We start from the raw sequence: 22,067 nt of genomic DNA, 5'->3' as shown, positions 1-22,067 counted from the left end.
AGCTTCGGGTCCAGAACTCCGTTCACTTCTGACTTGACTTGTACATATGGGGGAAATGTGCCGTTCTTTGCCAGAAGTCTGCGAGTTTGGGCTGTACTTTTATTTGCTGCCGTTAGCGCTGCCGGGATGCTCCTGTTAGGGGGCCTCCAGGCATCTGCTGCAGAAACTACATTTGCCAGCATTAGCGGCAAAATCACCGCACCCGCCGGCATTGATCTCAGCAATACGAGGGTCGAGGCGTATGAAACCAATTCGCCCAACTTCTACGTGGAGTCTGTTTGGGTCGGTTCTGATGGCAGTTACAAGTTCACTGATCTTCCGGTGGACAGCTACAAACTGAAATTCTCGGCAAACGGCACCGGCGCCCTGGACCAGTGGTACACCAATGCCGCGTCCTTCGACACCGCCACAGCTGTCACCCTCACCGCAGGGCAGGACCTCGCTGGCATCAACGCCACGCTCGTCAAGGGCGCCACGATCAGCGGTAAAATCACCGCTCCCGCCGGCGTCACCCTGGACAACACGAGTGTTGAGGCCTACGCCGCCGGCTCCGACAACAGTGTCGCGTCTGCCTACCCCGGTTCCGATGGCACCTACCAGATCATCGGCCTCCCGGCCGGCAGCTATAAACTGCAGTTCTCCGGATACGGCACCGGCGCCCTGGAACAGTGGCATGCCAATGCCGCCTCCTTCGACACGGCCACAGCTGTCACCGTCACTACCGGGCAGAACCTCGCCGGCATCAACGCCACGCTCGTCAAGGGCGCCACGATCAGCGGTAAGGTTACTGCCCCCGCCGGTATCGACGTCGGCGGCACCAGGGCCGAGCTTTACAAGACAGACTCCGCCAACTCCTACGTGGAGTCCGCCTCCGTCAGTTCCGATGGCAGCTACAAGTTCATCGGCCTTCCGGCCGGCAGCTACAAACTGAAGTTCGCCGGAAACAGCACCGGTGCCCTGGACCAGTGGCACAGCAATGCCGCTTCCTTCAACAACGCCACGGCCGTCGCCGTCACCACCGGACAGGACCTCGCCGGCATCAACGCCACGCTCGTCAAGGGCGCCACGATCAGCGGCAAGATCACCGCTCCCGCCGGCGTCAGCATCGGTAACACGAGGGTCTATGTCTACAAGGCCGACAACGCGTCTTCTTATGTCGGAAGCACTTACCTCGGTTCCGATGGCAGCTACAAGATCATCGGGCTCCCGGCCGGCAGCTACAAACTGAATTTCTCCGGCTACAACTCTGGGGCGCTGGACCAGTGGCACAGCAACGCAGCCGCCTTCGATACCGCCACGGCCGTCACCGTCACCACCGGGCAGGACCTCGCCGGCATCAACGCCACGCTCGTCAAGGGCGCCACCGTCAGCGGCAAGATCACCGCACCTGCCAGTGTCACCCTCGCCAACACGTACGTTTATGCCTACACAGCCGACAACGCTGTGTCCTCCGTGAAGTCCGCCTATGTCGGCTCCGATGGCAGCTACAAGATCATTGGGCTCCCGGCCGGCAGTTACAAACTGAAGGTCGCCGGATACGAGACCGGTGCCCTGGACCAGTGGCACAGCAACGCAGCCGCCTTCGATACCGCCACCGCCGTCACCCTCACCACAGGGCAGGACCTCGCCGGCATCAACGCCACCCTCGTCAAGGGCGCCACCGTCAGCGGCAAGCTCACCGCACCCGTCGGCGTCACCCTCGCCAACACCTACGTCTATGCCTTCGACGCCAACTTCTCCAACTCCCCGGTGAAGTCCACATCCGTCAGCTCCGATGGCAGCTACAAGATCATCGGGCTTCCGGCCGGAAGCTACAAACTGAAGTTCGCCGGCTACGACACCGGGGGACTGGACCAGTGGCACAGCAACGCCGTCTCCTTCGACACCGCCACCGCCGTCACCCTGACTACGGGGCAGGACCTCGCGGGCATCAACGCCACCCTCGTCAAGGGCGCCACCATCGGCGGCAAGATCACAGCACCCGCCGGCACCGACCTGACCGACACCCGGGTGGAGCTGTACAGAACCAACGCGTCCTATTTTCCCGCGACGTCCGTATCCGGTGGCCCCGATGGCAGCTACAAATTCACCGGCCTGGCTGCCGGCAGCTACAAACTGAAGTTCACAAGCTACAGCACGGGAACGCTGGATCAGTGGCACGTGCGGGCCGATTCCTTCGACACGGCCACCATCATCACGCTCACCATTGGCCAGGACCTCACTGGCATTAACGCCACCCTCGTCAAGGGCGCCACCATCAGCGGGAAGATCACGGCACCGGCGGGCATCGATGTCAGTGGCACTTATGCCGACCTTTACAAGGCAGACTCTGCCAACTCCTACGTGGAACGTGTTGGGGTCGATTCAGATGGCGGCTACAGGTTCTCCGGCCTCCCTGCCGGCAGCTACAAGGTGAATTACACCGGCTACACCACCGGGGCCCTGGACCAGTGGTACAAAAATGCCGTCTCGTTCGACACCGCCACGGCCGTCACCCTGACTGCCGGGCAGGACCTCACGGGGATCAACGCCACCCTGGTCAAGGGCGCCACGATCAGCGGCAAGATCACCGTCCCCGTCGGTGTCAGCATCAGTAACACGAGGGTTTACGCCTTCAAAGCCGACAACCAGTACTCCGCGGTGGGTTCCACCTTCCTCGGCGCCGATGGGGGCTACAAGATCACCGGGCTCCCGGCCGGCAGCTACAAACTGAACTTCGCCGGCCCCAGTTCCGGGACCCTGGAGCAGTGGCACAGCAACGCCGTTTCCTTCAACACCGCCACCGTCATCACGCTCACCACCAGCCAGGACCTCACCGGTATCAATGCCACCCTCGTCAAGGGCGCCACGATCAGCGGCAAGGTCACCGCCCCGGTCGGCGTCGATCTCGGCAGGACCAGGGTTGAGGCGTACAACGTCAACGACCGCGGATCCTCCAGGGGGAACGTATCCGTAGGTTCAGATGGCAGCTACAAGATCACCGGGCTCCCGGCCGGCAGCTACAAACTCAAGTTCACCGGCCCTGGTTCCGGAGCCCTGGACCAGTGGCACAGCAACGCCGCCTCCTTCGACACGGCCACAGCCGTCACCCTCACCACCGGGCAGGACCGCACCGGTATCAACGCCACCCTCGTGAAGGGCGCCACGATCAGCGGCAAGATCACCGCCCCCGCAGGAGTCACACTCACCAACACGAACGCCTACGCCTACAAAGCCGACAGCGCCAATTTTCCCGCCGGAAGCATTTCCGTCGCATCCGATGGCACCTACAAGATCACCGGGCTTCCCGCCGGCAGCTACAAACTCCAGTTCACCGGAATCAGTTCCGGGGCCCTGGACCAGTGGCACAGCAACGCGGCGTCCTTCGACGCCGCCACCGCTGTCACCCTCACCGCAGGGCAGGACCTCGCGGGCATCAACGCCACCCTGGTCAAGGGCGCCACGATCAGCGGCAAGATCACTGCCCCTGCCGGAGTCAACCTTTCCACCATTCAGGCGTTCGCCTACAAGTCCGACAACGAATTTTCCTCCCTCGGAAGCTCTTTCCTCAGTTCCAATGGCAGCTACAAGATCACAGGGCTCCCGGCCGGCAGCTACAAACTGAAGTTCGCCGGAATCAGTTCCGGGGCCCTGGACCAGTGGCACAGCAACGCCGCCTCGTTCGCCACGGCCACGGCCGTCACCGTCGCCGCCGGGCAGGATCTCGCCGGCATCAACGCCACCCTGGTCAAGGGCGCTTCCATCAGCGGCAAGATCACCGCACCGGCCGGAGTTACCCTCACAAACGCGCGCGTCGCCGTCTACAAATCCGACAATGCTTCTTCCTACTTCGGAAACGCATCCGTCGGTTCCGATGGCAGCTACAAAATCACCGGGCTCCCGGCCGGCAGCTACAAACTGAACTTCACCGGATACAACTCCGGGGCCCTGGAGCAGTGGCACGCGAACGCTGTCTCGTTCGCCACGGCCACGACGGTCACCCTCACCGCCGGGCAGGATCTTGGCGGCATCAACGCCGCCCTCGTCAAGGGCGCCACCATCAGCGGTAAGGTCACTGCCCCCGCCGGGGTCACCCTGGCCAACACGTACGTAGACGTTTACAAAGCTGACGACGCCGCCGGCTACTCCATGGGGTCCGCATCCCTAGGTTCCGATGGCAGCTACAAGATCATCGGGCTGCCGGCCGGCAGCTACAAACTGAAGTTCTCCAGCTACAATTCCGGAGCGCCGGACCAGTGGCACAGCAATGCCGCGTCCGCGGCCACGGCCACGGCAGTGACCCTGACCACCGGGCAGGATCTTGTGGGCATCAACGCCACGCTGATCAAGGGCGCGACGATCAGCGGCAAGATCACAGCACCTGCCGGCGTCGCCCTCTCCGGAACGTACGCCCATGCCTACAAAGCCGACAATGCTGGCGCGCCGGAGGAGACCGTTTCGGTGAGTTCCGATGGCAGCTACAAGATCATCGGGCTCCCGGCCGGCAGCTACAAACTGAAGTTCACGGGATTCGGGACCGGGGCCCTGGAGCAGTGGCACAGCAACGCCGCCTCGTTCGACACCGCCACCGCCCTCACCCTCACCGCCGGGCAGGACCTCGGAGGCGTCAACGCCACGCTCGTCAAGGGCGCCACCGTCAGCGGCAAAATCACCGCACCGGCCGGCGTCGCCGTCTCCGGCACCTTCGTCTACGCCTACAAAGCCGGCGAGGCAATGGCCTTTGCCTCTGCCTCCGTCAGTTCGGACGGCAGCTACAAAATCATCGGGCTCCCGACAGGCAACTACAAAGTCAGGCTTCAGGGCATCAACAGCGGGGTAACCGACCAGTGGTATGGCGGAACGACCGTTGAGACAGCATCGACGTTGGCGTTGACCGCAGGGCTGGAAAGGACAGGGGTCAACTTCACAGCCCAACTCGGCGGTTCAATCGCCGGCAAGATATCCGGAGCCGCGCAAGGCTATTCACCGGTCACAGTCCTTGACGCGACAGGAAAATCGGTCAAGGAAGGCTATTCCGACCGCGCAGGCAACTTCAGCGTCGTCGGCCTCGCTGCCGGTTCCTACAAGGTCGCGTTCAACCGCTCCAGCGGATATTCGACGGAAGAAGCCCAGTTCTACCAGAACAAACCCGAATCGGCGGGTGTAGGACAAGCCGCAACCGTCACCGTTCAGACCGCGAAGTCCGTCCCGGACATCAACGCCACGCTCACCGCCGGCGGAACCATCGGCGGATCCGTAGTGGATAAGTCGGGAAAGCCAGTCACTAACGCCGCCGTCCACGCCTACACACTGAACGGTTCGCTCGTGACCCGCAGCTCGTACACCGACGCAACCGGAAAGTACGCTATTCCGGGCCTGACTACCGGCAAGTACGTGATCAAGGTCAGCAGTCAAAGGACGGACCTTGGAAATCTCTATTCCGGCAACGTGACAAGCGAAGCTGCCGCCACCCCGATCGTTGCGACGACAGGGGTGACTTCGACCCTCAATCTCTCATACGCGCTTCCGGCTTTGTCACCGGCGCCTGTGCCGACTATCACCGGTTCCGCGAAAGTCGGATCCACGCTGACCGCCAACCCGGGCACCTGGGGACCAGCACCTGTCACGCTTGCTTACCAATGGAAAGCCAATGGTGTTGACATCGCCGGGGCGATTGCGGCCACCTACAAACCCGTCACAGCAAACGTCGGTAAGACGATCACGGTCGCGGTGACCGGTACTAAGTCTGGCTACACCACCGCGGTCAAGACTTCTGTTCCGACTGTTGCGGTTGCTGCTGCTCTTCCGGCTTTGTCACCGGCGCCTGTGCCGACCGTGACAGGTGTCCCGAAGGTCGGGTCGGTGCTGACCGCCGGCCCGGGCATGTGGGGTCCGGCGCCGGTGACCTTGGCGTATCAGTGGAAAGCCAACGGTGTGGCGATTGTCGGTGCAACGGCGGTGACCTACACTCCGGTTGCCGGGGATGGTGGCAAGACCATCACCGTCTCGGTGACCGGGAGTAAGGCCGGGTACACGACGGCGGTGAAGACCTCGGTGCCGACTGCTGCGGTTGCTGCGCTGCCGGCGTTGTCGCCGGCGCCTGTGCCGACCATTTCCGGTACCGCGAAGGTGGGGTCCGTGCTGACCGCGGTCCCTGGCGTGTGGGGGCCGGCGCCGGTGACACTGGCGTACACGTGGAAGGCCAATGGTGGTGCCATCGTCGGGGCGACCGCGGCCACCTACAAACCCGTCGCTGGGGATGTTGGCAAAACGATCACGGTCTCGGTGACCGGCGCCAAGGCCGGGTACACGACGGCGGTGAAGACTTCGGTGCCGACTGCTGCGGTTGCTGCTCTGCCGGCGTTGTCGCCGGCGCCCTTGCCGACCATTTCCGGTACCGCGAAGGTGGGGTCCGTGCTGACCGCGGTCCCTGGCGTGTGGGGGGCGGCGCCGGTGACACTGGCGTACACGTGGAAGGCCAACGGTGTGGCGATTGTCGGTGCGACGGCGGTGACCTACACGCCGGTTGCCGGGGATGTTGGCAAGACGATCACGGTCTCGGTGACAGGCACCAAGGCCGGGTACACGACGGCGGTCAAGACTTCGGTGCCGACTGCTGCGGTTGTTTGAGCTGCACCCGCGGAGCTGTTGGGTTTCAGGGCCCTTTTACGGGCCCTGTTGAGCCAGACGCCCGCCAGTGTGTCAGCGCTGGTCGAAAAGTGAGCCATTTCGTGGGCGGCGGAATTCAGTGGTCGTCACAATGGCTCAGTTTTCGACCGTCACCCACACAGTGCTGCCGTCGTCGACCGGTGTCCATCAGCCGAATACCGGCCGCACGCGCAGGTCCTGGAGCGAAAGCACGCCGTCAAATCCCGCACATGAGTGGTTACTTGGCGGCCAGCTGGCCCGCCCGGAAGCTGGCGTCCCCGGCCTTCTGTTCGTCGCCTAGCCGCTCATAGATTCCCGCCAGGATAAGCCAAGGCGTGTCCGAATCGGGGTCCACGGACGCTGCCCTCTCCAGGTCTGCGATGCTCTCAGCGACATGTCCCAGACCGAAATTTGCCACTCCGCGTTGAACGAACACACCGGCCGAGTACGGAGCCCGAACAGCCAATTCATCCAGCCGGGCCTTGGCTGCTAACACATCCCCGCTATACAAAGAACCAATAGCCGACGCGATACCCGCTTCCAATGAGTGCGGCGTACGTTCCAAGGCCCGGGCGCCCCATTTCACAGCTCCCATTGCCGCCGACGAGTCCCCGCTGGTTGCCGGCCCGGCGAACGCCTGCGCTGCAAGAAGGCTGGTGTCGCTATCCCAGGGACGGAGGCTGAGCGCTGCTTGGAACGACGCATCGGCGCCCGCCATGTCGCCGGCGCGGGCCGCACGCACTCCATTGGCCATCGGCCACTCGGCTGCAGCGGCGGGAACGGTTATCGCCAGTGCGGCGACAACGAAAGCCACGCCTGCGGACTTGGATACCGTTTGCGGCACCCGGAACGCCAGAGCAGGTTTCGCGTTTCTGTTGAGATCCACGCTGACTAGGCCTCCACAGATGAAAGCGACCAGCCCCGTGGTCCCCGGTGAGGTGAAATGCGTCAGCAACGCGAGGGCATACGCAACGACGGCCACCAGCGCAACTGTCAACTGCTGGCGCTGCGCAGGCTCCGGTGTGTTCCGAATTCGGAGCACGGCAATCCGAATGAGAAGAATGGCGAACCCGATTGAAATTAATAGAAGTGGAATGCCGCCGGCCACGAGAAGTTGCAGTAGCCAGTTATGCGGCGAGTCGGTAGGAAAGCTGTCACCCACGTTTTCAGCCCACACTCTGTCCAGGTAGGCCGGCAGCGCATCGACGAAGCCGCTGGGACCCACGCCCGCCCAAAGATGATCCCTCACCAGATCCGCGGTCCGCTCCCAGAGCAGCCAACGGCCATCAACGGTTGCCAAAGAGAACAGCCGCGCACGTGTCGGCGGGATCAGCAGTGCTGCCCCGGCTGTCGCAAGGAGTATCAGGAACAGGATTGGCAAGCCCTTGGCCCTTGTGGGGTCGCGTTTCTTCAGCCATGTTAGGGACGCCACGATAACAACAACCACTAGGCCTGCAATGGCAGCCCGGGAAGCTGAAAGAAATACCACCAGCACCGCCGAGACAAGTCCCGCCCGGCGAAGCCACGTCATGAATGCTGTGTCTTCTCTGGATGGCGCGGCCAGAACGCCGGCGATCACAACGCCGATGAGCCCCTGGTCCGTCGCGTTCCCGAGCGTTGCCCCGGTTCGAATATCCAGTCCGCCGCCCAAGGGCCGCAGTCCCGCAGCTTCGAGTCCGCTCAGAAAGACCAGAACCACAGCCACGATCGAGAGCGACAGACGAAGACTGCGCCACGGTCTGCCCGACGCATTTTCGCCCAACAGCTTGGCGCCCATTACGTAAACTGCAAGATATAGGCCCAGCGCCAGGATTCCTTCATATCTGGGCCATCGCCCGGCCAAGCTTGCCAGCGGAGTGTCCGACAGCAGCATCGCGGCGGCAATCCAAACGGCGCCCGCTGTGAGCACCAGCCTGATCGCGCCAGGGACGCGTCCGCCGGTAGGTGCAAGGAGTCCAAACAAAACCGCCAGGCCAAGAACGAGTAGTTTGGCCCAGACAAACCGAAAGTGCCCTCCCGGTTGAAAGGCAAGGACAGATGCAGAAATCATGAAAATACACAGAATCGCAAATGGGATGCGGTTCCACGCCCTACGGAAATACTGCGTCATCAGACTCAATCCTGCTGCCACAACCCACTCATCCTGAAGCCGGCACAAACGTAACTACTAACTCTTGGAAGCTTGGCAAATCGCGTTTGATGCGCAAGTAATTTTGAAGAACCTTGGTTTACAAAAGCTACCTGACGGTTACACTCTGACGTTACTTGACAACTGAATGCTGAAACGGCGTCGTCGCTGGTGAGAGCACTTTTTTGTGGGGAGAAAATGCTCGGACGGGGCATGCGTTTCCGGGCGCGTTTCGGCCGGTCGGGCGAGTGCATTGGCAAGGACCCATTAGTCGCTGATGCCAAAATCGCAGATTGGTATCGGCCGCCCATACTGCTTCTATTGCTCTCCGTCCGCTCGTGCGCGGGCGCTCCATGGAGGTCGCCTCGCGGGCCTGGGTCACTTCGCCGCGACGGCGGCACCGACTCTCCCGCCGTCGTCGTTCACTCTTGGTCAAGCACGTCCATCTGGAAGCCGCAGGAACAGCGCAGGACCCTTGCCGTCACGTGCCCGCCGAAAGCCTCCTCCGGTGGGCCGGCCGAAAATCCTGGGGCGCTGAGCTGCCGCACCTCCGAGCCGAGCCGTTGCATCGGCTGCCCACAGTGGACGTAGTGGCCGCCGAACCAGGACGCCTGGTGGGCTGTGGAGTCGGCTAAGGACTGCGGCAACAGCAGCAGCATCTGCCCGCAGGAATATCCCACCTCCACGAGGACGTACGAGGGCGGGCTGGCGGCCGTGATGGAGTGCAGCGTCAGCCTGCCGTCATTGCCGCAATGGGCGGGCGAAAGGGGATTCATCTACCGTGGTGATGTATGCCACTTTGAACTTAGCATTGCCTCCGGCGAAGTCCAACGGGTCCTCCCACGGACCCGCTCTCATCTGGGCAGTTTCGGGTGAGACCTCAGGCATGATTATTGGGTGATTACCGAACATGCACTGCTGTCCGTCCGTCCCGGCATGGAGGAGGAATTCGAGACCGCTTTTGGCAAAGCGAAATCGATCATTGGCTCCATGCCGGGATTCCAGGGCCTCACGCTGTCTCGCTGCATCGAGAACCCATCCACGTACCTGCTGCTGGTGGAATGGGCTCGGCTGGAGGACCATACCAAGGGTTTCCGGGGATCGGCCGAGTACCAGGAATGGCGCGCTCTGCTCCATCATTTCTATTCGCCGTTTCCCACCGTGGAGCACTACGAGCGCGTTGTTGTTCTGTAGCGCCTGAGTTCCGCGGTCTACCGGCAGCCCCTGGCCGTCTGGTCAGACGTGGCTCTTGCGGGTCACGGCCCCGTAGATTCCCAGGACAATGAGAGCGCCAAGAATGGCCAGCAGCCAGGTCCTGAGGTCGAAGAATTCCGCGAGGCCTCCGCCGAAGATCAGTGAGCCAATCCATCCGCCGAGGATCGCTCCGACGACGCCCAGAACCAGGGTGATCAGCCAGCCCCCGCCTTGCCGGCCGGGGAGTATGGCTTTAGCGATGGCTCCCGCAATCAGGCCGAGCAGAAGAAATCCGAGAATTCCCATGACGCACATCCTTCCAAAGGACCATCAGCGCCGTGATGACGCTATGAGCACGATTCAATCAGCATGCTTAGCATCTGGCAAGGATCCGAGTTCCATCACCTTGCAAAAATCTTGGCCAAGCCCAATGACTCGCCTCGTTAACACAGGCCAAGGCCTCACGCTGGCCCGCTGCATCGAGAACCCGTCCGCCTACCTGCTGTTGGTGGCATGGGCGCGACCGGCTACGGCTTGGACGGCTCGGACATATGAATGGCAGACGAACTGTCATATCCGGCGTGACTTGGTCAAGCCTCGAGGGTGTGTATATAGCCTCGGGGATGGGTGAGTATGGGGCACACAATCCGCGCGCGACTCCCGGAGCGAGCTCCGCCGTCGCAGGTTTCAGGCGATGTCCTACACTTCGCTGGCCGGGCTGGCAGTGGCCGCGGCAGCAGTGGTGATGCTGGCGCTCAACCGGTGACTGATGGCTGCGGGCGGGCGCCCCGGGATGTGACTTGTAAGTAGACTGACCAACCGATAGCGTGACCTCTGATCGCATGGGAATCACTGCTAACGCTCGGAGACCGTTGTGGCTCTCGTTGACTATGTCCTGGCGCTGTGCGCCCTGTTGGGCACACTGCTGGTTCCCTTCTATGCGATGTACCACGTGCTGCGCCGAAAGCGACGCGCAGTGCGCGTGACCGCCACGAGGAGTAACCGCAGCTAGCCATGCCCTATAACGACATCAACCCGCACAAGGGCCGCCCCAAATGGCAGGCCTACACCATTCTGGCCGTGCTTCTGGTCCTCACCGCCGGCGTTGTTATGGCCGCGCTCACCCGCGGCTGACCTCGCAATTCCACCCCAGCGCTTAGACTTACAGATTGAATCAGTCCGCAAAGTGCCGCAGAACCTTGTGCCGAAAGTCCTGGGGGGACAGACATGCCCGATCCGGCGGATCAGACCGCACGCCCCATCGCAGAAGATGCAGGCCTACCGCAACCGCCCCGGCGACGCCGTGACCTCCGTCGCGCCGACGGTGCCCTTTCGGATGCCCAGACAGGAACCATGCCAGCCGTAACGCCAGATCTCTCCAACACCCCCAACGCCAGCACTCCCGTTCCGCGCCGCAGTTCCTGGGCGGAAGCGGCGGCCGCCGCCGACCAAGCCACGCCCGCACCTTCGGCCCCCATCACCTCTGTCCCGGCGCCCACGCGCCGGCCCGCGAGGCCGCCGGTCACCGCCCAGCCGCAGGTGGCACCGCAGCCGGCCGCGACGGACTCAGGCACCCCCGCAGTGGGGTACGACGGCGACGAAGCCGCGCCGCCGTCGTCGTACGTTCCTGAGGAAGCACCGACGCCGGCGTTCCGGCGCGTCCGCCCCACTGCGGCGGACGTCATCGCCGACAGCCCCATGCCGGACTTCATCAGCTCCCCGGGCCTGTTCGTGCGCGAACAGAAACCGCGGCCGGTGGGCGGCGTCCGCGGCGCCCTCTACTCGCTCACGGGCGGCGCCTGGAACCTGGGTCCCGGCGCCAAGCAGCGCGAGGAAGACGAACTGGGCCGCCGCATCTCCCGCCAGCTGCAGGGCAGTTTCAACACCGCCGTGCTCAGCCTCAAGGGCGGCATCGGCAAAACCTCCACCACGGTGGGCGTGGGCCTGACGCTGGCCGAATTCCGCGGCGACCCGCCCTGCGCCATCGACGCCAACCCGGACTCCGGCGACCTCGTGGAGCGCGCGCTCGGTGAAGGGATCTACCAGCAGGCCAGCCCGCGCACCATCACCGACCTGCTGGCGAACATCGAGGGTGTTGACTCGCTCACCGCGCTGGCCCGGTACATGCACCATGCCGGCCGGCTGCACCTGATCGCGGGGGAGCAGGACCCGGAGGTCTCGGACTCGCTCACGGCCGCCGAGTACCTGCGGATCCGCAAGCTCATCTCCAACTACTACTCCGTGGCCCTGACCGACTGCGGCACCGGCGTGACGCACAATGCGATGAGCGGGATCCTGCAGTCGGCGGACAACATCATCATCGCCGCGGGGTACGCGGTGAGCGGGGCCAAGCGTGCCCGCAGCACCCTGCACTGGCTGGCGAGCCACGGCTACGAGGACCTGGCCCGGAACGCCATTGTGGTCATCACGGACAAGGACGAAGTCTCCTCCCGCGTGGACAAGGACGCCATCGAGGAACACCTCGCCGGGATCTGCCGCCAGCTGATCGCCGTCCCTCATGACAGGGGAGTGGCCGATGGCGACCTGGTCACCCTGGACGTGCTGAAGCCGGAGACCCGGCGGGCGTACAAGGAAATCGCGGCGTCGATTGTGGACGGGTACCGGTAGCGCTCCCGCTGCCGCCTTCCCCCAACTAGGTAGCAGCACATGTCGTTTTGAGCCCTCAAAACGACATGTGCTGCTACCTACTTTTGTGTGGGCGTTTAGAACGTCAGCGTAGCGGCGAGGCTGGCGGCACCGAGCAGGACCACTCCTGCGGACAAGGCGAGGACACCGCCGGCATCGGCGTGGAGATTTTCGGCGTTAATGCCCCGGGAGCTACGCCGGTACCGGATCCGTTGGGTGGCGAAGATGCCACCGGCCGTGACCACTGCCGCGGCCATGAGGGCTAGAACCAGCGGCCCGTGAGTGGGCAGCCAGCGCAGGAAAATGGCGCTGACGGTGAGCAGGGCCAGCAATGTGCGGCCCCAGGCCATGACGGTTCGTTCGGGCTGGAGCCCCGGGTCCGAATGCACGGACACGGGTCAGCCCGCCAGGATCAGAAAAATGACGAGGGCGGCGGCGATGGCGCCGCCGAGGGCCAGCAGCGGAACCAGCAGGGGCAGCGGGAGAGGTGTTCCGGCCCGCATGCTTCGCTCCACCCTGAGCCATCTGACGGACGCGCCCGCGCTGATCAGCATGCCCAGGACAAGGAGAAGGACGGACAGCCCCTCCCGGATGGGTCCGCTGAACAGCCCGCCGGCAAACGCCTCGATGGCTATACCACCGGCCAGGAACGCCAGTGACGTCCTGATCCAGGCCAGGAACGTGCGCTCGTTGGCCAGGGTGAACCGGGGGTCCGGTTCGGTACCTCCCGGCAAGAGCTTGCGGGCCAGCCAGCCGCGCGGCGTCGGCGCGGCACCGGATGAGGGCTCGGGGAGTGTAGGCACAGGTCTCAGTCTAGGGATGGTGCCGGGCGGTTGCGATCAGTACGGGTCCGTGACGCAGCGCGGAATCTTTCGTGAATTCACCCGGCCATCTTTGGCTGATCCTGAGCATCAATAACTAGCGTCAACGCATCAGCCATATGAAAGGTGCGTCAACGATGACCATTCTTGAATACCTCACAGGCCTGGCAATCATCCTCGGATCCCTGATGGGCACCATGGGGCTCGCGGCGGCGGTTATGCGCCACAGGCAACGCCACTAGTTAGCAGGACCACCGGTCTCCAGCCACTCGTGGAACGTCTGGCGTCCGACGGCGGCGCCAACCGACGGGACCAGGTCACCACGACGCATGGCCAGACCCATCGCGCCCGGAGCCGGGACCTTCACCACCAGCTTGCGCTGCCCGGATTTGCGCAGGTAGTCGCGGACCAGATCCGCGAGCTGCTCCCGACGGGGACCGCCAAGATCGGCAACCCGCCCGCGGGGACCCTGTTCTGCCGCGTCCACCAACGCCTCAGCAACTTCCCGCGCCGCGACCGGCTGGGTGGTCATCTGTGGAACCAGGACCACCGGGCCAATCGAGGCGGCGTTGATGGCCATTGGCACAAACTCGTGGAACTGCGTGGACCGCAGGATGGTCCACGGCACCTCGCCGTGCCGGACGGCATCCTCCTGCGCGAGTTTCCCGGCATACAGGCCCGAAGCAGCCCTGTCGATGCCCACGATCGAGAGCGCAACATGGTGCCTGCACTGAACCGCCACCTCAGCTGCGAGCAGGTTCCGGGTGGCGGCGGTGAAAAAGTCCACGGCCTTCCTGGTGGAAAGCGTCTGGATCCCGGAGACATCAACAACGGTGTCCACACCGTGCAGGGCTTCCTGCAGCCCCCGGCCCGTGGACAGATCCACGCCTTCTGACCGGGTCAGGCTGGTCACCCGGTGTCCGCGCTCCCTGGCAATGGCGACGACATGGTGGCCAACGGCCCCGGTACCTCCTGGAACGGCAATATGCATGCTCAGATCCTATTGCGCTTCCCGCAAGTGGCCGGTGGCACTGAAGTCAGGTAGTGCGTACTCGTGTGCGGGCCTGCTGTCCGTCCCTAGTCTCGGACCATGGAGCGAGGCAATTACCGAAGAGTGCGGCGGCGCCGGCGGGCCCGGCCTAGCGAGCAGGAAATCCACGACCTGATTGCCTTGATTGGGGACCTGGACCAGGAGGGTGTCAGCCGGAAGGTCGCCGTTATTGCGCCTGGCTCCGGTTTTGGCCTCCTGCGTGAGTCGCTGCGGAAGGTCCTGGGGAGGATGTCCGGCACTCGCTGAAGTGGTGCCGGGGTCTGACATGTTCGTTATATCGAACAATTGATGCAAGACCGCGAATGTTCAAGTTATTGAACATTCACGTTGTGAAGCCATATGATCGTTATATGGAACATTCTGAGGCGACCAGTTTCTACAGGGCAGTCGATGCGGCATCCCTTGGCCGGTCGATCGCGGACGCCCGCAAGGAAGCAGGACTGACCCAGCAGGCCGTCGCCGAGAAACTGGGCGTCACCCGGGGAACCATCGTCAGGCTCGAACACGGCGAGCCCGTGTCCAGCGTCATCGCCATGAACGCCATCCGTGCGGTGGGCCGTGACGTTGCACTGGTTCCCCGTTTCGCCAGGCTGCAGGTTAAACAGTGAAGCGCCAAAGCCTTGACGTGTATCTGCACGGACGCCATATCGGTGTTCTCTCCGGGTCATCCTTGCGACTGGCGTTCCAGTACGACCCCGAGATCATCGCCGAATACGGCGCTTCGTCGATCCTCCTCTCCCTGTCTTTGCCGGTCACCCGCAAGAAGATCACCGGCACCTCTGTGTTCAACTACTTTGATGGGCTGTTGCCGGAAGGGCAGGTCCGTTCGCATCTGGCATCGGAGAACGGGCTCTCCACTCCGGACGCCCTGGGTCTGCTGACGATTCTCGGGGCTGACTGTGCCGGAGCCGTCCAAGCGGTGCCCGAAGGTACGTCACCTGACGGGCAAGCCGACGCCATCCCGATGACCGATGTGGAGGTCACCAACGTGGTCGAAGCGTTGCCCACCTGGGACCTGCCGGAGGACTTTGCGATCACGGCTTCGCTGGGCGGCATCCAGTCCAAGGTCTTGCTGAGCCGCCACGGCGAGGGCTGGGCATGGCCGGGCCGGGGAGCCGTATCCACCCATATCATCAAGCCCGAGCCGCTGGACTCGCCTATTCCGCATCTGCTCGAGGCGGAGGACTGGGCGCTGAAAGTGGCGGCAGCGGCAAGCCTGCCGGCCGCCGAGTCCCGGCTGGAAACCTTCGGCACCCGCCAGGCGATCGTCGTCACCCGTTACGACCGGACCCAAGGCGGTGGCCGACTCCACCAGGAAGACTTCACCCAGGCACTAGCACTGGCCAGCAGCGCCAAGTACGAGGGGACCACGGCGCCGCCGTCCCGGCTCACCACGCTCGTAGCGGCGGTGGCGCCGCATACCCGCGACGACGACGCATTCCGGCGCGATCTGCTTCGGGCCGTGACCTTCAACCTCGTCATCGGCAATGGCGACGCGCACTCCAAGAACTATTCGCTGCTCATCCGCGACGGCGGCGAGGTGCTGCTCGCCCCCCTGTACGACGTGGCACCCACACAGCTGCTCTACGCGCCCAGCGTCAACGCAGGCCACACGCTGGGCGGGCAGGCAAGGCTGAATCATCTGACCCTGGACCATATCGTCCGTGAAGGCGCCGTCTGGGGCCTGGACGCAGATGACGCCAGGACTACCGCTGCTGCTGCCCTGGAAGCCGTGGCCGGAGCAGCCGCCAGCATAGGCCTGGGGGGCAGTATTGGATTCCTGGGTGAGTTGGTCTCTGCCCGGGCTGCCGACCTGCTGAACGGTGGAACAGCCCGCCGGACCCTGAGCTGAGCTCCGGTGGTTGAGCTTGGGTTTCGACAGGCTCAACCACCGGGAACGGGCTCAAGCATCCGGATCCGTCAGAAGTCCCGGTCCAGTGTCCCCGTCTCGGTGGCCGGGGCCGTGGAGGAGGCGACGCCCGCGCTGCTGGTGACGGACGACGTCGGGCTCCACACCATGGCCACCGCCGTGGACGAGGTGCGCAGGCTGCCGCTGCCGCTGGCCACAGTGCCCAGAGTAACCGTCACCACCGTGCGCGGCACCCCGGCAACTGTCACGGTGGCCGCGGTCATGGTGGCGTTCAGCGTGGCCGTCTTGCGGTTCTTGGCGAAGTTGCCCTTGGTGTTCACGGACCCCAGGTTGACGGTGCTGCCGGTCCGCTGGACGTCCAGGGTGTCGCCGTTGTTGCCCGTGCCTACGCCGGACACGTTGCCGTCGCGCAGCCGCACCGTCACCGGCAACGCTGCGCCTGCCCAGCCCGGCGTGACCGTGGCGAGGTTGACCTGCTGGCTGTAGGTGAAACTGAGCGTGTCCCCGGCACTCAGCTTCCCGACCGCGCCCGAACCGTTGGCCGCCTGGATATCCGTTGCGCGCAGCGGGCTGTTGTCCACGCGCCGGCTGCTCACGACGGCGGAGACGGTGTCCTTGCCGGCGCCGTCGGTGAGGATTGCGCGGAAATCGTAAAGACCGTCCGGCACTGTTGAGGTGTTCCACGCGCAGTTCAGCGGGGACGAGGCGAGCGTGCAGCGGGTGGTCCACGTGTTGGTGCCGGCCGGCGACGTCTGGATCCGGACGCTCCCGATGCCCGCCGTGGAGTTGGCCGCTGCGTTCAGGGTGACCGTGCCGGTCAGGTAGGCGCCCGGGTCCTCGACCGAAACCGAGGACACCGTGTTGTCCACCACGCGGTTGGCGACGGCTGCCGAGACGGTGCTGTTGCCCGCGGCATCGGTGGCCACCGCACGGAAGCTGTAGCTGGCACTGGTGGTGGTCAGTGAGGTGGTATCGAAGCGGCAGGAGTACGGTTCCACGTCTGCGGTGCAGAGCGGCAGCCAGGTGCTGGTGCCGGTCCGGGCGTACTGGAGCTGCACTTGGGCGATGCCAGAGTGGGCGTCCGTCGCGGTGGCCGTGAAGGTCCGGGTACCGCTGAGCGGTGTCCCTGGGTCCACCATGCTGTCCGCAGGCGCCGCGTTATCCACCATGACGTCCGTCAGCGTTTCGGAGTACGTGCTGCTCAGGCCGGAGACTGCCACGGCGCGGAGGTCATACTCGCCATTGGCGAAGGCGCCTGTGGCCCAGGTGCAGTTGTACGGAGCTGTCAGCGCCATGCAGAGGGTGTTCCACTTGTTGGCCCCGGCCGCGGAGTATTCCACGCGGACGGCGCTGATGATGCCGGGCGGGCTGAACAGCGTGGTGGACAAAGTGACCGAGCCCCGCTGGATCTCACCTGGATCGGTGAGTACGACGGCGAAGGTGTTGGCGACCCGTGTTTCGACAACGGCCGAAGTGGTGGTGAAGCCTGCGTTGTCGGTTGCGGTGGCGCGGAGGCTGTAGCTGCCGTCGGTTACGGTGGCGGTGTTCCAGCTGCAGGTGTAGGCCTGGCTGACGGGTGTGCAGAGTGTGGTCCACGTGCTGGCCCCGGCAGGCTGGTATTGGATGGTGACGTTGCGAATGCCCGATTCGGCGTCTGTAGCTGCTGCCGTGAGGGCGACGGTGCCCTTGACGGTGGCTCCGGGGTTGGCCAGGCTCACGGTGGGTGGATTCCAGTCGGCGGCTGTGCCGAAGGTGTTGGCGGCGTTGGCCGTGGTGGCGGTGAAGGCCGCCGAGGAGAAGGCTGCCGCGCCGGCGATGACCAGGACAGCTAACGCCGCGACGATGCCCAGGGCGCTGCCGGTGCGGATGCGCTGCAGGCGGGAGACGGATGACGCCGGGGGAGTGCCGCCGTCGTCCGTCTGTTCTTCTGTCTCTGCGGGACGCCCGCCGAAAAGGGCGGCGGCGACGGCGAGCAGCGTCAGCAGTGACCACAGGGCCAAGGCCGGAAGGTTGCCCAGGCCCAGCCACAAACCGGGCAGCCCGATTGATGGAATGAGGAGCCGGGCCTGGCCCGTGATTTGCCCGCGGTCCAGCGGAGTGCTGTCCAACTCGGCGTTGGCGTCGCCTGCCGTGACGAAGGTGCCGTCCGGGTTCTCGGCCACGATCCGGTGCAGGCGGGTCTTTTCCACGCCGCTCGGCTCGGCCTCCGCCGGGCTGGTGAACTCGACCACGCCGCCAACCGGAACCTTCTGGTCGGTTCCGAACGAGGCCGCGAGGACAACGTCGCCCGCACTGATGTGCGGCTCCATCGAACCGCTCTGGACCACCGTGCCGTGCCAGCCCAGCAGTGCAGGAAGCACCGCAATCAGGGCCAGGCTGAGCACCACACCCAGATACAGCCGCGACAGGCTGGACGCCACAAAAAGGGCCCAGCCGTCAGCGGAAAACAGCGGGCCCCACCAGGAGGAATCCCGGGCGGACCCGGGTTCCTCCCGGTTCACAGGTTTACTTTATGTCCCAGCTTCCCGGCTACGGCGCGACCGGGGACGCGTCCGACTGGAGCTCCCAGACGAGGTCGATGCCCACGCGGGCACCCTGCAGGGCGTTGATGTCTTCCTGGCTCAGGCCCGTGGTGTCGAACCGCCAGGTGCCGCGGTAGCTGACCTTTTCCCCCGGGGTTCCCGCGGTCTCCCACGAGGCGCCTCCGGTGGCGAAGTCACGGTTGACCGCGGCCAGCGTGGAGAGGGGGAGTTCGGGGACGGTGTTGGAGACGGGGGTGAAACCGGTGCAGTCATTGAACGAACCACCGGTGCCCCGCTCCAGGTCGAAGAATATCTTGTTCTCCAAGCTCTTCGAGGTGATGAGGTTCTGCGTGTAGGCCCTGACCTCGCCCGGGACGTTGGACTGGGACGTGACCACGATGCATTTCTGGCCCGTCTGGCCGGGGACGATGTTCTCCACGGTGAACGCGGCTGCGCCCAGGTCATCGTCGGTGAGGGTCACGTTGCCGGTGGCCCACGAGCTGCCGGAGTTGCGGGTGGAGGCCGTGAACGCGGCCTGCGAGCCCTGCCACACCATGCCGCCGGCAACCAGGATGGCCAGCGGACCGGCGGCAAACAGGGCGATTTTACGCGTACGTGAGGAGGGGGTTTTCATGGCTGAGACCTTTGCTTTAGGACCAATCGTGTTTTGCTGCCCGGTCTGTCCAGCGAATCCATTTTCGAGCGTCCCGCTGGTCCCCAAAGCAATGACACCTCGCAGACTACAGCAGTCTGAAAAGCCATTAAGCCAAATTGTCATTAACTTCACTGTTTTCGCAAAACAAATTTACAAAATTTGTCTAGTTAATGACTCTCGCGGCCTGCTCCGACACAGTGAAACCCTGGTGTTGCGCAGATCACATTCGCCGCCTAACCTGAATGAGGCTGCAGAGGCGCGGCCATTGGCCGCAGCGTCGCGGCCTCCCCGGCTGCAGCGTCGCAGCCACGCAAGGAAGGCATGATCATCTTGTCCGAAAAGCTCAGCATTCTTGTTCGTGTAGATCTCGACCACGCTAAGGCCCAGGTTCTCGCCAAGGGCCACGTCACTATTCACAGCATCCAGGCCCTCTACGTTGTGGTGAAACGCGCCAACGCTTTGAAGCACAACCTGGACCTGGAATTGGACATGCGGAACGCCCGCGTTGATCCCGAAGCGCTCCGGCAGCTTCAGGCCTGTTCCGAGACGCATCACCTGCCCACCAGGATTGACCCGCAGCAGACCCACTGCACGCTGAGCATCCTGGCGCCCCGCCGCGCCACCGCCAAGGCCACCGAGTTCAGCCACGCCGCGTGACCCGCGCACCCAGTTAGCGCGAACGTACACTTGGGGCCCTGTTTCGAGGGGCCTTAACTGTACGTTCGCGCTTTGGTGGAGGGCCGCCGTCGGGAGTTAGCCGCGGCTTAACCGACGGCGGGAAGCCCGCCGGCGAGTTCCGCCGCAGCGGCGAGGGCCCAGCGGTCGCTCTCCGGAGCGAAGAAGACCACCGTGGATGCCTCGGCTTCGCGGGCCTCGTCGAGGGCGAACAGCAGCGCATCCTCCAGGTGCTGCGCGTGCTCCAGCCGTTCGGGAAGCGTGCCCGGAAGATCGCCGTCGTCAATGACCACGTGGGCCTTGCCGTCCACAATGACCTTCAGCGCAAAACCATGGTCCTCATGCAGAGACCCCCGGGTGGACGCGATTTCCGTGACTTTGTCGGCCCGGACCAATCCGTTGTTGATGGTGCGGATCCACACTTCACCCATGAGACCTCCTTGGCTGTGAGGGGCAGGCGGAAGTGCCCCACAAGGCAAACGTTAGTCCTCAGGCGGCCGCTTGTGACCCCCTGAATGCTGGGCAATTTTTGGCGGGCATAAGATAAATCTGATGACTTCGCCAGGAACCCCACCGCCGTTCAGTTTCCGAAGCATCGCCATACCCGCGTTCGGGCCGGCGCTGCTGTTCTGCATCGGCGAAGGCGCGGTCCTTCCTGTGGTGGTCCTCTCCGCCCGCGACCTCGGCGCGTCAGTAGCTGTCTCCGCGCTGATCGTCACGCTGATCGGGCTCGGCTCGTGGTTCTTCAACCTTCCCGCTTCCCTCATCACGCTCAAGTTCGGCGAACGCTGGTCCATCGTCGGAGCCGCCGCAGTGGGTGCCTTGGCACTCGCGGCCGCCGCGATGTCATCCCTGATCCCCAACGGACTGTGGCTGTTGGCGGTGGCGATGATCGTCGTCGGAATGGCCGCAAGCGTCTTCAGCCTGGCCCGGCAGAAGTACCTCACCGAGGCCGTGCCCGTCCAGTTCCGGGCGCGGGCGCTGTCAACGCTGGGCGGGGTCAGCAGGATCGGCATCTTCATCGGGCCGTTCCTTGGTGCCGGCGTGATGCAGTTCGCCGGGATCGCCGGAGCGTACTGGGTGGGGGTAGTGGGCATGGCTGCGGCCGCCGTTTTGGCGGTCACCATCCCGGATCTGGTGGTCCCGCCAGCGCCCGACGGCGGCCACAAGGGTCCGGAGCCGACGCTGCGGAACGTGGCGGTTTCGCATGCCCGCGTCTTCCTGACGCTGGGAGTTGGGGTCCTGCTGCTCAGCGCACTGCGCGCGTCCCGCCAGGTGGTCATCCCGTTGTGGGCGGAGCACTTGGGCATGGATCCGGCCCAGGCGTCCGTGATCTACGGGCTGTCCGGAGCGATCGACATGCTGGTGTTCTACCCGGCCGGCAAGGCAATGGACCGGCGCGGCAGGCTCTTCGTGGCCATCCCGTCCACCATCATCATGGGCATCGCGATGCTGCTGATTCCTCTCTCTGCGTCCTTCGGAGGGCTGCTGTTGGCGTCACTGCTGATCGGCTTCGGCAACGGCATCAGCTCCGGGCTGATCATGACCCTCGGCGCCGACTTCTCACCCGACCGCGGCCGCGGCCAGTTCCTGGGACTGTGGCGGTTCATCGCCGATGCAGGGTCCACCGGCGGGCCCGTGCTGCTCTCCGGCGTGACGGCGCTCTTTACCCTGGGTGCGGGGGTCTCGGCCACTGGTCTCCTGGGATTCGCAGCGGCCGGTGTGTTCGCGGTTGTGCTGCCGCGGCTGAAGCACCGGCGGAATTACTAACTTGATTGACTGGAGTTACTAACTTCGATTGCCTATATTCCGTCGGTCGAAAAGCGGGCATGTACGAAGAAACTGCAGGTCAGACGCTTGTAACCAGCATGGAATATC

General features: G+C 64.3%; 18 protein-coding genes. 9 read left to right on the top strand and 9 right to left on the bottom strand.

Annotated features, from left to right (window positions below):
- Window positions 1-126 precede the first annotated feature (126 nt).
- Window positions 127-6,609: a carboxypeptidase regulatory-like domain-containing protein gene (locus ACZY1F_RS00555; RefSeq protein ID WP_463939720.1), complete on the top strand. Its 6,483-nt coding sequence runs from the start codon at window positions 127-129 to the stop codon at window positions 6,607-6,609.
- A 256-nt stretch (window positions 6,610-6,865) separates the two neighbouring features.
- On the opposite strand, the gene ACZY1F_RS00550 is transcribed toward ACZY1F_RS00555, so the two are convergent.
- Window positions 6,866-8,737, bottom strand: a complete 1,872-nt coding sequence (locus tag ACZY1F_RS00550; protein ID WP_463939719.1) for an O-antigen ligase family protein — start codon at window positions 8,735-8,737, stop codon at window positions 6,866-6,868.
- A 440-nt stretch (window positions 8,738-9,177) separates the two neighbouring features.
- The gene (locus tag ACZY1F_RS00545; RefSeq protein WP_463939718.1) at window positions 9,178-9,531 is read right to left on the bottom strand and encodes a hypothetical protein; all 354 of its coding nucleotides are present in this window, start codon (window positions 9,529-9,531) and stop codon (window positions 9,178-9,180) included.
- Between the two features lie 121 nt (window positions 9,532-9,652).
- On the opposite strand from ACZY1F_RS00545, the gene ACZY1F_RS00540 reads away from it, so the two are divergent.
- Window positions 9,653-9,949 (top strand): antibiotic biosynthesis monooxygenase family protein, encoded by a 297-nt coding sequence (locus ACZY1F_RS00540; RefSeq protein WP_463939717.1) that lies wholly within the window; start codon window positions 9,653-9,655, stop codon window positions 9,947-9,949.
- A gap of 42 nt (window positions 9,950-9,991) precedes the next feature.
- Here ACZY1F_RS00540 and ACZY1F_RS00535 read toward each other — a convergent pair whose 3' ends face one another.
- The gene (locus tag ACZY1F_RS00535) at window positions 9,992-10,255 is read right to left on the bottom strand and encodes a GlsB/YeaQ/YmgE family stress response membrane protein (RefSeq protein WP_463939716.1); all 264 of its coding nucleotides are present in this window, start codon (window positions 10,253-10,255) and stop codon (window positions 9,992-9,994) included.
- Window positions 10,256-10,823: 568 nt separating this feature from the next.
- Between ACZY1F_RS00535 and ACZY1F_RS00530 the strand changes: the two genes are divergently transcribed.
- Together ACZY1F_RS00530 and ACZY1F_RS00525 are read left to right on the top strand one after the other, a co-directional pair.
- The gene (locus ACZY1F_RS00530) at window positions 10,824-10,961 is read left to right on the top strand and encodes a hypothetical protein (RefSeq protein WP_463939715.1); all 138 of its coding nucleotides are present in this window, start codon (window positions 10,824-10,826) and stop codon (window positions 10,959-10,961) included.
- Window positions 10,962-11,302: 341 nt separating this feature from the next.
- Window positions 11,303-12,577, top strand: coding sequence for a MinD/ParA family ATP-binding protein (locus ACZY1F_RS00525; RefSeq protein ID WP_463939714.1), 1,275 nt, complete (start codon window positions 11,303-11,305; stop codon window positions 12,575-12,577).
- Window positions 12,578-12,672: 95 nt separating this feature from the next.
- Here ACZY1F_RS00525 and ACZY1F_RS00520 read toward each other — a convergent pair whose 3' ends face one another.
- The 3 genes from ACZY1F_RS00520 to ACZY1F_RS00510 form a co-directional block, all read right to left on the bottom strand.
- Window positions 12,673-12,990, bottom strand: a complete 318-nt coding sequence (locus ACZY1F_RS00520; RefSeq protein WP_463939713.1) for a DUF202 domain-containing protein — start codon at window positions 12,988-12,990, stop codon at window positions 12,673-12,675.
- Window positions 12,991-12,993: 3 nt separating this feature from the next.
- Window positions 12,994-13,398: a YidH family protein gene (locus ACZY1F_RS00515; protein ID WP_463939712.1), complete on the bottom strand. Its 405-nt coding sequence runs from the start codon at window positions 13,396-13,398 to the stop codon at window positions 12,994-12,996.
- A 256-nt stretch (window positions 13,399-13,654) separates the two neighbouring features.
- Window positions 13,655-14,407 (bottom strand): SDR family oxidoreductase, encoded by a 753-nt coding sequence (locus tag ACZY1F_RS00510; RefSeq protein ID WP_463939710.1) that lies wholly within the window; start codon window positions 14,405-14,407, stop codon window positions 13,655-13,657.
- Between the two features lie 99 nt (window positions 14,408-14,506).
- Between ACZY1F_RS00510 and ACZY1F_RS00505 the strand changes: the two genes are divergently transcribed.
- The 3 genes from ACZY1F_RS00505 to ACZY1F_RS00495 all read left to right on the top strand — a co-directional run bounded on the left by ACZY1F_RS00505 (window position 14,507) and on the right by ACZY1F_RS00495 (window position 16,319).
- Window positions 14,507-14,713 carry a hypothetical protein gene (locus ACZY1F_RS00505; protein WP_463939709.1) on the top strand — a complete coding sequence of 69 codons (207 nt, stop codon included), beginning with the start codon at window positions 14,507-14,509 and terminating at the stop codon, window positions 14,711-14,713.
- 104 nt (window positions 14,714-14,817) lie between these two features.
- Window positions 14,818-15,075 carry a helix-turn-helix transcriptional regulator gene (locus tag ACZY1F_RS00500; protein ID WP_463939708.1) on the top strand — a complete coding sequence of 86 codons (258 nt, stop codon included), beginning with the start codon at window positions 14,818-14,820 and terminating at the stop codon, window positions 15,073-15,075.
- Window positions 15,072-16,319 carry a type II toxin-antitoxin system HipA family toxin gene (locus ACZY1F_RS00495; RefSeq protein ID WP_463939707.1) on the top strand — a complete coding sequence of 416 codons (1,248 nt, stop codon included), beginning with the start codon at window positions 15,072-15,074 and terminating at the stop codon, window positions 16,317-16,319. The genes ACZY1F_RS00500 and ACZY1F_RS00495 overlap by 4 nt, the downstream gene beginning before the upstream one ends.
- 68 nt (window positions 16,320-16,387) lie before the next feature.
- On the opposite strand, the gene ACZY1F_RS00490 is transcribed toward ACZY1F_RS00495, so the two are convergent.
- Both ACZY1F_RS00490 and ACZY1F_RS00485 read right to left on the bottom strand, forming a co-directional pair.
- Window positions 16,388-18,838 carry a S26 family signal peptidase gene (locus ACZY1F_RS00490; RefSeq protein ID WP_463939706.1) on the bottom strand — a complete coding sequence of 817 codons (2,451 nt, stop codon included), beginning with the start codon at window positions 18,836-18,838 and terminating at the stop codon, window positions 16,388-16,390.
- 28 nt (window positions 18,839-18,866) lie between these two features.
- Complete coding sequence (locus tag ACZY1F_RS00485; RefSeq protein ID WP_463939705.1) at window positions 18,867-19,493, bottom strand: hypothetical protein; 627 nt, start codon at window positions 19,491-19,493, stop codon at window positions 18,867-18,869.
- 342 nt (window positions 19,494-19,835) lie between these two features.
- On the opposite strand from ACZY1F_RS00485, the gene ACZY1F_RS00480 reads away from it, so the two are divergent.
- Complete coding sequence (locus ACZY1F_RS00480; protein WP_463915696.1) at window positions 19,836-20,171, top strand: hypothetical protein; 336 nt, start codon at window positions 19,836-19,838, stop codon at window positions 20,169-20,171.
- Between the two features lie 107 nt (window positions 20,172-20,278).
- Here ACZY1F_RS00480 and ACZY1F_RS00475 read toward each other — a convergent pair whose 3' ends face one another.
- A complete protein-coding gene (locus ACZY1F_RS00475; RefSeq protein ID WP_463939704.1) occupies window positions 20,279-20,620 on the bottom strand; it encodes a hypothetical protein in 342 nt (113 codons plus the stop codon).
- Window positions 20,621-20,741: 121 nt separating this feature from the next.
- On the opposite strand from ACZY1F_RS00475, the gene ACZY1F_RS00470 reads away from it, so the two are divergent.
- A complete protein-coding gene (locus tag ACZY1F_RS00470) occupies window positions 20,742-21,959 on the top strand; it encodes an MFS transporter (protein WP_463939703.1) in 1,218 nt (405 codons plus the stop codon).
- Window positions 21,960-22,067: the final 108 nt, after the last annotated feature.

The organism is Pseudarthrobacter xylosi (genome assembly GCF_055412765.1).
This window is presented reverse-complemented; position numbering and strand designations above follow the sequence as displayed.